Annotated in this window: 9 protein-coding genes; 5 read left to right on the forward strand and 4 right to left on the reverse strand. The window is 46.2% G+C overall.

The window, feature by feature from the left end:
- Nucleotides 1-17 precede the first annotated feature (17 nt).
- On the forward strand, nucleotides 18-1,619 hold the full coding sequence (locus tag ACUUJN_RS12570) for an alpha-amylase family glycosyl hydrolase (protein WP_484669686.1): 1,602 nt from the start codon (nucleotides 18-20) through the stop codon (nucleotides 1,617-1,619).
- Nucleotides 1,620-1,952: 333 nt separating this feature from the next.
- On the opposite strand, the gene ACUUJN_RS12575 is transcribed toward ACUUJN_RS12570, so the two are convergent.
- The 4 genes from ACUUJN_RS12575 to ACUUJN_RS12590 form a co-directional block, all read right to left on the reverse strand.
- Nucleotides 1,953-2,735 carry an HAD family hydrolase gene (locus ACUUJN_RS12575; protein WP_209942184.1) on the reverse strand — a complete coding sequence of 261 codons (783 nt, stop codon included), beginning with the start codon at nucleotides 2,733-2,735 and terminating at the stop codon, nucleotides 1,953-1,955.
- Between the two features lie 29 nt (nucleotides 2,736-2,764).
- Complete coding sequence (locus ACUUJN_RS12580) at nucleotides 2,765-3,814, reverse strand: zinc-dependent alcohol dehydrogenase (RefSeq protein ID WP_071558755.1); 1,050 nt, start codon at nucleotides 3,812-3,814, stop codon at nucleotides 2,765-2,767.
- Nucleotides 3,815-3,847: 33 nt separating this feature from the next.
- Nucleotides 3,848-5,089 carry an aspartate aminotransferase family protein gene (locus tag ACUUJN_RS12585; protein ID WP_023988584.1) on the reverse strand — a complete coding sequence of 414 codons (1,242 nt, stop codon included), beginning with the start codon at nucleotides 5,087-5,089 and terminating at the stop codon, nucleotides 3,848-3,850.
- A gap of 114 nt (nucleotides 5,090-5,203) precedes the next feature.
- The gene (locus ACUUJN_RS12590) at nucleotides 5,204-6,412 is read right to left on the reverse strand and encodes an MFS transporter (RefSeq protein ID WP_484669687.1); all 1,209 of its coding nucleotides are present in this window, start codon (nucleotides 6,410-6,412) and stop codon (nucleotides 5,204-5,206) included.
- Nucleotides 6,413-6,903: 491 nt separating this feature from the next.
- On the opposite strand from ACUUJN_RS12590, the gene ACUUJN_RS12595 reads away from it, so the two are divergent.
- The 4 genes from ACUUJN_RS12595 to ACUUJN_RS12610 all read left to right on the forward strand — a co-directional run bounded on the left by ACUUJN_RS12595 (nucleotide 6,904) and on the right by ACUUJN_RS12610 (nucleotide 13,561).
- Nucleotides 6,904-7,812 (forward strand): AraC family transcriptional regulator, encoded by a 909-nt coding sequence (locus tag ACUUJN_RS12595; protein ID WP_023988586.1) that lies wholly within the window; start codon nucleotides 6,904-6,906, stop codon nucleotides 7,810-7,812.
- A 117-nt stretch (nucleotides 7,813-7,929) separates the two neighbouring features.
- Nucleotides 7,930-8,994 carry a Gfo/Idh/MocA family protein gene (locus tag ACUUJN_RS12600; RefSeq protein ID WP_023988587.1) on the forward strand — a complete coding sequence of 355 codons (1,065 nt, stop codon included), beginning with the start codon at nucleotides 7,930-7,932 and terminating at the stop codon, nucleotides 8,992-8,994.
- A gap of 431 nt (nucleotides 8,995-9,425) precedes the next feature.
- Nucleotides 9,426-12,266, forward strand: coding sequence for an alpha-amylase family glycosyl hydrolase (locus tag ACUUJN_RS12605; RefSeq protein ID WP_484669688.1), 2,841 nt, complete (start codon nucleotides 9,426-9,428; stop codon nucleotides 12,264-12,266).
- Between the two features lie 266 nt (nucleotides 12,267-12,532).
- Nucleotides 12,533-13,561 carry a helix-turn-helix transcriptional regulator gene (locus ACUUJN_RS12610; RefSeq protein ID WP_484669689.1) on the forward strand — a complete coding sequence of 343 codons (1,029 nt, stop codon included), beginning with the start codon at nucleotides 12,533-12,535 and terminating at the stop codon, nucleotides 13,559-13,561.
- Nucleotides 13,562-13,631 lie beyond the last annotated feature (70 nt).

The raw sequence follows: 13,631 nt of genomic DNA on the forward strand, positions 1-13,631 counted from the left end.
AAAGGAGCTGATTTGTTTTGACACGTAACAAACGCTTAAGAAGATTGTCCACCGCCATGTTAACGGTGCCTATGCTCACGATGTTCGCTTCAGGTGCAATGGCAGAGCAGGAAATGAACGGACATAAGCCTCCGGTTTCTACTGGAAGCGGCGTATTTTATGAAATTTATATCAATTCTTTTTATGATTCGAATGGAGACGGACACGGTGATTTGAAAGGAATCACACAAAAACTTGATTACTTAAACGATGGCAAACCCCATTCGGGTAAGGATTTGCAGGTCAGCGGCCTCTGGCTTATGCCCCTTAATCCATCTCCAAGCTACCATAAATATGATGTAACTGATTACTATCAGGTGGACCCGCAGTATGGGAGTCTAAATGATTTCCGCACCTTGATGAAAGAAGCGGACCGAAAGGGCGTCAAGGTGATCATGGACCTTGTTATCAATCATTCGAGCAGCGAGCACCCATGGTTTAAGGAGGCCAGTGCCAACCCACAAAGCAAATACCACGACTATTACGTATGGGCGCATGAGAACACAGATCTGGAAGAAAAGGGCTCGTGGGGTCAGCAGGTATGGCATAAGAACCCGAATGGCGAAGGGTATTTCTACAGTACATTCTGGTCGGGCATGCCGGATCTGAACTTTGACAATCCCGAAGTCCGCAAAGAAATGATCAAAGTCGGCAAGTATTGGCTGCAGCAGGGTGCAGACGGGTTCCGGCTTGACGCGGCGATGCATATTTTTAGAGGACAGACGAAGGATGGTGCGGATAAGAACATCGCATGGTGGAATGAATTCCGTTCCGAGATGGAGAAGGTAAATCCAAATGTATATCTGGCAGGAGAGGTATGGGACAAACCGGAGACCATAGCTCCTTATTACGGACCGCTCCATTCCCTGTTTAATTTTGACCTGGGTGGAACGATTTTGAACTCCGTGAAAAACGGCCGAGATCAGGGTATCGCGGCATTCGCCGAGAAAACGCTGCAACTGTACAAATCGTATAATAAGGCGGCACTCGATGCTCCGTTCCTGAGCAACCATGACCAGACCCGTGTCATGAGCGAAGTGGGCGGAGATGTGCGAAAAGCCAAGCTGGCTGCTTCCATTCTTTTGACGCTTCCGGGTCAGCCGTTCCTCTATTATGGGGAAGAAATCGGTATGAAGGGAGAGAAGCCTGATGAGTATCTTCGTGAGCCTATGCGCTGGTACAAGGGAGATGGCCCTGGTCAAACGACGTGGGAGAAACCCAAATACAACACAGGCGAGGTATCAGTGGAAGCGCAGCTGAGGGACGATGATTCCCTGCTGGAAAGCTATCGCACACTCATCCGTCTGAGGGAAGAACATGAAGCTTTACGCAGCGACAGTCTGCAACCTATACAAGCAGGTTCTGCCAGCGTGACCGCATTTAAACGTACTTCAGGCAAAGAAACACTATATGTATATCATAACCTGTCTGGAGAGCCGGTTACCCTGCAGATGAAAGATTTCGATAAGGGTAAATGGAAAGTGGTCTTCTCCACCTCAAAGAATGTAAAGGTGAAGAAAGGAACAGTTACAATTCCGGCTTACAGTTCTCTAATTACCGAAGAAGACAGAAAGAGCTGAATATACGGCAAAATTACTGTTCAGATGAAGCAGGATATATATCGATGAATCCAGTTTGGGGTGTTAACAGCACCCCATTTTTCTATATAAGTTTTGCTGCATACGAATAGAGGATTTAAAACCGTCAGGAGATCAGTTAAATGTCAAAAAGACAGTTTTTACGACGATTGTGTGTTGAACCGGGAAAATTACTCGTTTCAACTAGACCACTTCGATGTAAAGCACGCCCCTTAGAGTACACACAGGGAAGGATAAATGCATTCTCCAGTGTATATTCCAAGGGGCATTATTTAATACCCTCAATCATAGTAAAGATTGGACGATTCCATATGATTATAAAGGGGGTATGCCTTCCGGTACATTTCGGCTCTTGCTCTTAGCAAGCAACTGCTCATCAAACGGCAGATTCTCTCTGATCGCCCACAGGTCGTCATAGCTGAGAATCCAGCGATCGGCTCTAGACAGATCCTGCCGGCCGGAGCCGGGGTTGTGGAAGCCGATGCAGTGCATTCCTGCACTTTTGGCTGCCTGGACCCCGTTCTGTGAATCTTCAATAACGATGCAATGGGCCGGTGCAATGCCTAGCTGTTCGGCGGCGTATAAGAAGATGTCCGGTGCTGGCTTACCCTGCAATACCTCTTCACCGGTGATTCGAATGTCGAAGTAACGGCCAAGTCCTGTCTTTTCCATAATGAGATCAATTAGCGCCCGTGGAGAGGAAGAGGCTACCGCGACCGGAATCCCCTTCTCTTGCAGCCAGTCTAGCCACCGTTCCAGTCCGTCGATCGCCAAAAGGCCCTCGTGTGCAATCATCGTCTGCATCACGTTTTTTCGGTGATAGGACAGGGCCTCTTCCACCGTATTGGTGAGCTGATGTCTGTCCAGTACCTGACGCCACATAGATTCGAGTGTCACTCCAACATAGGTATGGTGCTCTTCTTCCGTCATGGACGCACCGAAATGGGCAAAGGAATTACGCTCGATCTCAAAATAAATCGGTTCGCTGTCTACTAGGACCCCGTCCATGTCGAAGATGACTGCCTTGACCGGAACGGACGCTGATGGGCCTCCCAAGCATTCATTATTTGGCTGCGCATCATGATGAATGGTTGTCATGTCCATTCTCCTCCTTGTTCGTATCTGGATTAGTTACCGGAGCCGTTCGATTGCAGCACAACCTTGATTGCCTGTGAAGAAGGCTGAAGGGTCCGCTCGTTGATATTGCATCCGAGGGTCAGAAAAGCCTCACGGTAATCTTCCAGCGGATAGGAGTGGGTAATGATTTTTTTGGCGGGAACGATCTGCTGCTCAATCAGGTAATGAGCCGTGGAGAACGTTCCTAGGGAATCAATCGAGCCGATGATTTTAAGGCTACGGTCAACTACCTCTTTCGGATTGAACGTGCTTGTCCCATCTCTCAGCCCCACCAGCATCAGATATCCGCCGCTTGTAAGCTGGGACAGTACCTGTGTACCGACCACGCCTGTGGTATCCACAATCATGTCTACCTGATTTTTTAACGGTGCCAGCTCATGAATGGCTGATTCCAGTGTGGCGTGCACGGACCACCGATCAGGGGCAACGGAATCCGCTATGGCGAGCCGTTCCTCCGAGATGTCAACGAGGCAGCCTGTGACACCTTTGGAAGCAAGAGCATAACTGTACAGAATTCCAATTGGGCCTGCACCAAGAATGATGGTTGTGAAGTTCGGCAGCAGGTGAATCTGGTTGATTCCGGTCAGCATACAGCTCAGCGGTTCGGTCAGTGTTGCTTCTTCGTAGCTGATATGATCCTTCAGCTTGTACAGAAAACGATCCTCCGTCACATAATAATCGGTGAACGTCCCGTCGGCGCTGACTCCGGTCTCGGTTACGGATTTATGTGTGCAATGATTCTGTCTTCCTGTCCGGCACATATCACATTGACCACAGTAGTACGTTGGATCAATCACGACCCGGTCCCCGGGCTGCATTGAACTGACGGCTGATCCTACAGCGATTACTTCCCCCGCTGATTCGTGGCCCAGGATAGTGGACGACACGGCATGATATTTGCCACTGATGATGCCTAAATCCGTACCGCATACGCCTGTCGCCCGGATCCGGACGAGTACATCGTTATCTTTTTTAATCTCCGGGACAGGTCTTTCCTCAAGTGCGACATCCCAAGCTGATTTGTATACCAGTGCAAGCATAAATAGTCCTCCTTTTGCCTGTTAGGCAGATGGTTAGTGTAGGGTGGTCAGAACAGTGTCAAGCCGCTTAACAATTTCGACAATCTCATCTTCCGTAGCCGTGAGGGAAGGTCTCACTTTGACCACATTGCCATAACCGTAACGGGAGCCTCTGAGAATTAGCTGCTGTTCGGCAAAAGCGCGGTCGATAATCGCATTGCTCTTAACTGCATCTGGGGCATTATCCTCGTCGACAATTTCCAGTCCCCACATCAATCCGACGCCGCGAGCCTCACCGATGATGCAATCGTGCTTGTCGGCCATCTCCGTCAGCAGGGTTCCGAGCAGGCTTCCTTTGGACCGAACGGCTTCCAGAAAACCGGGCTCAGATACAACCTCCAGCGTGGCTTTGGCTGCCGTAACCGAGATTAGATTGCTGCCTGAGGTGAAGGAGTGCTCGTGCTTCTCCAGGACATTAAGCCGAGACTGCATTAATACCGCTGCTACCGGTACACCAATGCCGCCGAGACCCTTGGCGAGAGTAATGATATCTGGCTGGATATCCAACAACTCACTTGCGAACATGTAGCCTGTCCGCCCAATCCCGGTCTGCACCTCATCAGCGATCAGGATCAGCCCATACTCGTTGCACAGCTGACGGAGCCGCTTAAAATATCCTGCAGGTGGGATGATATTGCCTCCGTTGCCCAAGATGGGTTCAATAATCATGCAGGCCACAGAGCCTGAGCTTGCATACTCAATGGCATCCGATATGGCTTCGACGCATTGATAACCACACTTGTCAGGCGAAGAATTAAACGGGCAGCGATAGCAGTAGGGAGCAGGTACATGCAGGGAATTTGCTGCAGCCGAGTTGGGAAATTTCCTCCGCCGGAAGGCGTTGCCGGATATGCCTGTTGCGAACTGGGTCTGCCCATGATGGGATAAATACAGGCTGATTATATCGAGCGCTCCTGTATATTTCTGGGCTAGCTTCACAGCGCATTCGTTCGCCGTGGAGCCGGTAATATCTCTCATCCATCCCGCGTCGATGCCGTTCGGCGTATACTGGATCAGATGATCCAGGACTTCCTCGACGTAAGGCTCGGTAAAGGATGAGGACATGTGGGCAAGATTGGCGACTTGTTCCTGTACCTTGGTGACGACATGAGGGTGATTATAACCGAGCGATAGATTGAAGGTGCCAGACACGCCATCCAAATATTCCTTACCGGAATCGTCAATCAGAGTAATGCCTTTTCCGTATCTGAAGCGTTCTTTGGTTAAGGTATGCACGATGTTTCCCTCCATATCAGAATATACATTCTCATTAAGTACATTCTTTAAAAAGTGTACTGCCCTGCTACAACATAACGCGGCGGGCCTCACCTCCCTCAAGAATAAAGAATCTCATCCTTCCTTGCCCTGATGGACAAGGGAGTCAACTACCCGTCTGCTCCTGCCATTCCACAGATGCGAGAGAATGACTGCCAGCAGTAAAATTAGGCTGAAAGCCGCCAAAATCCAAAGGGTAGTCGTCACCGACCATTCGCTCATGCTCCAGCCTGTTACATATTGAAGAACTGCTCCGCCAATTCCGCCTGACGCAATCAGAATGCTGGTCGTTCTCTCGGTCATTCCCGGAATCAGCAGGTTCGCATAGACGAGGGCAATACAGAAGAGACCGGACATGAATAACCCTGCACCAAAAATCAGAAGGTATGTAGCCCACTGACTGGATACAAACGCCATTGCAACCAGAAAGCAGAAAGTTCCGATTCCGCTCCACAGCAGGAAAGGAATATATCCTGCTGACTCAGCAATCTTCCCTGAGAACATGCGGCCGATGATCATCGCAATCCAGAGTATGCTAACACCCAACGAGGCTACGGATTCCCGAATCTGCAGGGTCTCGATCAGAATAGAGGGCAGGAAGTTCATGAGCCCCAGTTCAAGCCCCATGTAAACAAAGAAGAATACAATGAATATTCCCAGTAACACACGGTGCTGTACCGAGTACCGGGCTTGTTCGACCGATCGCTCAGAGGTTTGGAGATCTGCTTGGATAAGGTGGGAAGAGGAGGAAGCAGGCATGGTAATCCAGAACAGTCCCAGAATAAACGTCAGAAGGGAGATGGTGTAGAAGGTCAGATACCACATTCCAAGCCAGATATACAGGCTTACCACTGCGGGAATGAGTAGTGCACCAAGTGCAAAATAGACATCCAGCTTGGACATGGCTACGGCTTTCTGCTCTTCGGTGAACTCAATCGTGAACGCTCCGATGGACGACTCAATGATGCCTGAGCCGAAGCCAACCCAGATGGTCATCACGATAACCCAGGTCCATGAGGGGAGTACACCCAAGAAGGCATACCCTGCCACGATACTAACCAGAGCAATGGACAGCATAGACTTGCGACCGATGTGTAGAGCCATGAAGGGGGAGAACAGAACGCCGACAAGAAATCCGAAAAACTGAAGGAACAACAATAATCCGCCATCGCTGTACTCCCGTCCATAGTAAGGCAGTAGAACCGGCAGTAATGCTCCAAGCACCACACTAGTAATGCCGATTAGCAGATAGAAAGCACAACTTAAAGCGAATAGTCTCTTCAAGGTCCGTCCCTCCATAAGTCTATATTTTTTATATGGATTCTGTTGCTTTACTAGATTATACCTTTTTATTGGAAATGTATATATCTCTTTATATAAAAAATGTAAAAATAATCGTTCGACAATTTTACACGTATTTGCTTAATCTAGTTAAGGCGAAACTTGGTTATCTGAAGAAACTGCAAGCGGAAGGGAGAAATAAGATCAGCCCAAATTGTTTTCGGGCGCCAAACCGCTCATAATTGAGGCATAACTTTGTGTTTGCAAAATTAGGTTAGTAAGGATACCTAACAGTGGTTTTACTTAATACAACTATGATTGATAGGGTAGGAAAAAGAATGTTAAACGCTTACAATTCAAAAGGGAGAGGGAATTTTATTCGAAAGTTGAGAAGGAGAAAAATGAAGAGGAGAAGAAGGAATGCAGTGCAGCATAATTATCAATAGTCATGTGTACGGCTTTTTTGAACTTTACAACAAAAGGAGTCTACCAAAATGAATTTTTATTTGGAAATCCCGGAGCTTGACCGACATTTTCCTTTCCGGAGCTTTATTAATAAAGGTGACGTGCTTTGCTATCCTCATTGGCATAAAGAAATTGAAATTATTTATGTGACTCAGGGAACCTTGGATCTGGGAATTAACGATATTTCGATACGGATGAAAAAAGGTGAAGTTCAGTTTATAAATGGGGGTGATGTTCATTATTTTTTGGCTTCTCCCGACAGCGAACGGGTGGTTATTCAATTTGATCTGAGCTTTTTTCAAGAGGTTTCCACATTAAGTGATCAGAAACGCCCTCTTAGATATATATTTACGGAGATGGAGCAATCAAGCTGGAACTGGCCAGAAGAAACAGCAGCTAAAATGCTTCCTCTGATTCAAAGCATTTATGATGAGAACGTCAACCACCACGAAGGTCATGCTTATATGATCAAAGCCAAGCTGTTTGAGATGTTGACTCTTATTATGCGTGAAGTGCCGAGAAGCATGACGCCAAGGCTTTCTGAAATCTCTGAAAGAACCTTAACACAATCAAAGGACACCCTTTATAAACTGGAACGTATTTTTGAGTATGTGGAATGCCATTATCATGAAACCATCTCGCTGAAGAATGTCGCTGATTATATGGGTTTCAGTCCCTATTATTTCGCCAGACTGTTTAAGAAGAATACGGGGATGACCTTTGTAGCATTTTTGAATGATTACAGACTGAATAAGGCAAAATGGATTTTGTTGAATGAAAACAATCCGATCACTGAGGTCGCAGAGGCAGCAGGATTCAGTAGTGTAAAGACGTTTCATCATCTCTTTAAGGAAGCGACAGGAACATCACCATTGAAATACCGCAGGACAATATTCGGGAATAATACAGCAAGAAATGAGGAGGAAAGCTTTTCATGAGATTTGTATGATAGAGCTATCCGACGAAGTGAAGGGAGAGTTACGAGGACATTAAAATTTATGGATCCATGAGCAACCGCTTGATATGCGGTAGGCTTAAATCAGAAGTGGAGGAAGATGAAAATGGGCAATCGTATATACAATGTAGTCATTATCGGTTATGGAGGCATGGGAAGCTACCATGTTCAATTGATCGAATCTAATCAGCAACTTGCCGTTGGCGGTGTATATGATATTGTTGATTACCGAATGGAACTGGCTGCGGCTGCTGGCTATAAAACCTACGCTAGCCTGGATGCTGTTCTGGCAGATCAGGCCGTGGATATTGTTTTGATAGCAACACCTAATGATGTTCATAAGGAAATCGCGATCCAGGCGCTACAAGCTGGAAAACATGTCATTTGCGAAAAACCAGTTACGATAACGAGCGCGGATTTCTTGGATATTGTTGAGGTGGCGAAGAAAGAAAATCGTGTGTTTACGGTACATCAAAACCGTCGATGGGATGAAGACTTCCGAATTATAAAAGATATAATTGGCAATAAGACCGTAGGCGAGCTTTTCCAGCTGGAATCGCGAGTTCAGGGGGCTAATGGGATTCCAGGTGACTGGCGGCAACTAAAGGCGTATGGAGGAGGAATGCTGCTGGATTGGGGAGTACATCTATTGGACCAGCTGCTTCAGATTACGGACAGCAAAATAGAAAGCGTAGCTGCTACCCTAAGCTATATTTTGGGGACTGAAGTGGATGACGGCTTTACCAGCTTTATTGAGTTCAAGGACGGCCTGAAAGCAGTCATTGAAGTGGGTACAACCAATTACGTAAAGCTGCCGCGCTGGTATATTAAAGGAACCGAAGGAACCGCAGTGATTAGGGATTGGGATTTGAGCGGAGAGATCGTCACCCGAAATCCAGATGTCGCTCACGTGGAACCCAAGCCGATTCAAGCAGGTCAAGGATTGACGAAAACGATGGCGCCGCCATCTGAGGAATCCACCCTTAAGTTCCCGATTGAGAAAATACCTGCTGCTGCAGAAAGCTTTTATGAAAATTTTGTCTCCACCATCGAAGGAAAAGCGGAGATTGCAATCAAAAGCGAAGAAGTACACCGTGTATTGGTGCTGATTGAGACGATTTTTGAGGCGGGGGCAACCAAAAGCGTGATTCGAAGAACTATTTAGATCTGCTGCTTTATTTTCGATCCGTCATAAGAGAGATATATAGGAGCCTGGAGAGAACCAAACAGATTTATTTAATGAAATTTTGGGATGCATTTAAGTAATCAGAAACCTTTGAAATGGTGAGCAAAATAATTTTGCCCACCATAAAACACAAGCGGGTATCGCTCCACAACCGAATTCTATTGCTTGATCATTTTTAAGTTGCTGAGATTTCGAATAGGTTTAATTTACACGTAAAAAGAAAAAGATGTTTTTACATAAAATCCGCTATTTCCTCCTTATAAATCAACATATTCCACTCTAAATTCTTCCATAAAAACATAAAATAATCCATGAAAGTGCTAGCATAATCATTTGTATGAGAAAGAGGAAGGGAGAGATCGTTTATTGTACTGTGCGACCAGAAGAATATAGATGAAGGGACGTAGAGAATGAGGAGTTATAAACGAAGATCTTGGAAACGCTTATTTTTACTCATGATCACGGGGATACTTGTATTAACATCAGTAAGTGTTGTTACGCCGATCAATGCTGATGAATCGCCTAAAAACGTCACAAGTACATCAGTAAAACTTTCATGGAAAGCCTCCGAAAACATCTCTAATGGTAGTAGAGTATCAGATTATGATCTCTATCGCAACGGTTCTCTCATCAAGCAAAATATCTCCGATGCAACATATGCCAATCTGCCGAAGAACCTTGATTTTACAGCCCTTCCAGACAACCAAGCGATAGTTTACTATTTTAAGAAAAGCCGTGGCTGGAGCGATGTAAATATCCACTATGCTCCCGATGGTTCATCCTGGACATCCCCGCCGGGTATCAGCATGAATGAAAACGCTTGCTTGGATTGGGCCAAAAAAACTATTGATCTTGGCTCCAAAACATCGATGAAAGCAGCATTTAACAACGGCTCTGTCTGGGATAATAATAAAGGCGCTGATTATCATTTAGCTGCTGGTTTAAGTACTATCAAAGACGGCATCGTCACAACAACAGGAGCTAAGAATCCGTGTAACCCTCCAGTTATTGATTTAGAAGCACCTTCTATACCTCAAGGATTGACAGCCAATGCTGATGGACTACGAATCCAATTAGAATGGGATCCTTCTGTTGATAATGTTGGTGGAAGTGGAATCGGCGGGTATGAGATCACTCGCACAGGAGGAACTAAAGGCAAAAAGGTCTATACGACGCCCCGTACTACCTTCCAAGATTCATTATTGGAAGCGAAAACGACATATACGTATACAGTTAAGGCATACGATAAAGCAGAACCAGCCAACAAATCGGAAAGTAGTATTGAGGTAAGTGCAACAACAGGAACTTCATCACCTCCTGCTTCAAAGGGAAGCCCGATCGGAACAGATATGCGTGAAGATTCAATTTACTTTGTGATGACTGCCAGATTCTATGATGGGGACCCTTCGAACAACCGAGGTGGTGCGAATCATGTTTCAAGCGGCAATGCAGTCAACAGTGATCCAATGTTTAGGGGCGATTTTCAAGGGTTAATCAATAAACTGGATTATATCAAGGCTCTTGGCTTCTCAGCGATTTGGATTACACCGGTTGTATTGAATCGATCTGACTATGACTTTCACGGCTATCATGGTTACGATTTTTTTCGAGTGGATCCCAGGTTAGAGTCACCAGGTGCAACATACCAGGATTTGATTAATGCTGCACACGACAAAGATATTAAAATTATACAGGATGTTGTGTACAATCACTCTAGCCGCTGGGGTGCAAAAGGTCTATTCACGCCAAAAGTATTCGGTATTCGAGATAATCAGTGGACCTGGTACTATGACGAACCTCAAGAAGGAATCGAGTACGATGGCCTTCAGCAGAATGACGCGGGCAAGCCGTATAACGGTGACCTATGGTCAACGAAGGAACCGGAGGGCAACACCTGCCGGAATTGGGGAATCCCAATGAACTCAAAAACCTACAATTGCCAATGGCCCAACCCCACCTCTGGCATGTTTCCTTCACAGTACTATCACAGTTGCTGGATCGGCAATTGGGAAGGGGAAGATTCACGGAGTTGTTGGCTGCATGAGGATCTGGCTGACTTTAATACAGAGTCGAAGCCTGTCCAAGATTATTTAATTGAAGCGTACAATCGATTTATAGATATGGGTGTAGACGGGTTTAGGATAGACACCGCTGTGCACATTCCACGCGTTACCTGGAACCGTCATTTTCTTCCTGCAGCGCAGGAGCGGGCGATTGAGAAGTTTGGTGAAAAAGGACGTAATTTCTATATGTTCGGTGAAGTAGGTGCTTTCGTTAACGATAAATGGAACCGAGGTTCTGTGAATCATTCGGCTCAATTCTTCACCTGGAAGGAACGCAAAGATTATAGCACCAATGATGAAGTAGCTGCGTTGGAACAATATCAACACGAAAATAATCTTGGTACAGCCAATCAGCCTTTATCCGATAATGCATTCCTCAAAGGGAATTTGTATCATGAACCGGACCATTCGCAATCCTCCGGGATGAATGTAATTGATATGAGGATGCATATGAATTTTAGTGATGCGAATAACGCATTTTGGAATGGCAAGGATTCGGATGACAGTTTTAACGATGCGACCTATAACGTAGTGTATGTAGATAGCCATGATTATGGACCTAACAAATCATCTACCCGGTATACGGGGGGCACGGCTGCATGGGCTGAGAATATGAGTTTAATGTGGACTTTCCGTGGAATTCCAACATTGTATTACGGCTCAGAAATCGAATTTCAGGCAGGCAAGCCAATCGACTGTGGTCCAACATGTCCATTAGCAACCACAGGACGTGCTTACTATGGAAATCATATTGAAGGTACAGTAGTAGCCTCCGATTTCGGACAGGTAGCTTCTGCTTCAGGTTCGGTTGCTCAAACCCTGCAGCACCCACTTGTAAAGCACATTCAGCGACTGAATCAAATTCGAAGAAGTATTCCTGCCTTGCAAAAAGGACAGTATTCTACAAAAGATGTAAGCGGACAAATGGCGTACAAGCGACGTTATACGGATACATCAAAAGGCATAGACAGTTATGCTTTAGTTACTGTTAGTGAATCAGCTGTTTTTCGGAATATTCCTAACGGCACTTATAAAGATGCTATTACCGGAGACGTCAAAGAGGTCACGAATGGGACGCTCAATCTGGCAGTTTCGGGCAAAGGAAACTTAAGGGTATATGTACTTGATCTCCCGGGTAATCCTGCTCCCGGTAAGATCGGTGAAACCGGGCCTTTCTTGAAGCCTTAATTTTTAAATATAAGAAGCATGGAGGGAATGACATTCCTAGGAGTGTCGGTGGTTTGAGGTTTTAAAAACACACTCATAAACATATGGGTGTGTTTTTTTTGGTGTTAAAGTAGCACAGATAACAAGAAGATGTAACATTTGCCGCAGCTTAGTACGTTAATGTAGACACCTTAACGTACTTAAGAGTATTCTTATGTGTACTTAAGAGGGACCCCATTGCAACCAAAACTAATGAATATGTAAGTATATAAAGGAGGCCCATATGTATGAAGTCTCATACCTCTGACCGTATTAATATCCCGCCAGGATTGTGGGCAGGATTATGTCAATTAGGGTTTGGCGCTCACGACGTCGCTCGCAAAGCACGATTGCCGATCACCATTGTTACTGAACCAGTAGTCACCACCGCCCAATATTTCGCCATCTGGCAGGCATATTCTGATCTCATTGGTGATACTGCCCAAGGAATCATCAAGCTTGCGACCGTCTTTGATACAGCGAAGTACCCACCGACCGTCTTAGCGACTTACCACGCTCGGGACTACCGCGACGCTCTAAACCGAATGGCTCGGTACAAACAACTGTGTCCCCCGGAAAGCCTACATATCACTGAGGAGGGCGAGCACTGCACAATTGATTTGGAATGGCTGTCTCCCGAGCAATCTGGTCCGCGGATGCTGGTTGGTATCACCCTGGCTTGTCTTCTGGAGATTGGACGCCGGGGCACAGGTCAACCTTTGACCGCGCAGCTTGTTGAATTTTCGAACTCCATGGGTGATGTACAGGCGCTTGAAGCTTACTTCGGCTGTCGTATCCGGATTGGTGCAAAACGTAACCGATTGACGCTACATCGAAGAGATCTGGGCCGCCCCTTTGTCTCGTACAACGAAGAGCTGCTGGAGATCCTGACTCCTGTTCTGGACCGATCGTTGGATGAACAGCAGCGCAACCGCTCAATTACCGAGATGGTCAAATGGATCATGAAACGTAGCCTTACAGGAGGGCGCCCCGACATTCAGGCTGTGGCGAAGAAGCTCGGTATGAGCGATCGTACCTTGCAGCGCCGGCTTACTGACGAAAACACGAGCTTCAAGCTTCTGTTGACACAAGCTAGACATGAGCAGGCACGAAAGTACTTGGCAGACCCCTCGCTTGATATTAAAGAGGTGGCATTCTTGATTGGATATGAAGACCAGAACTCGTTTTACCGCGCCTTCCGCCTATGGGAGGGTGATACACCTTCAAATTGGCGGAATGAACATCTAGGTACAAACTCGATATCAGGAGCACGCTAGGACTGCCGACTATTCATTGATACAATTCCTAATGAGTTTTGTCATTTGGCGTGTTAAACAAGAACTTTGG

Source organism: Paenibacillus sp. LRG-1 (assembly GCF_057220305.1).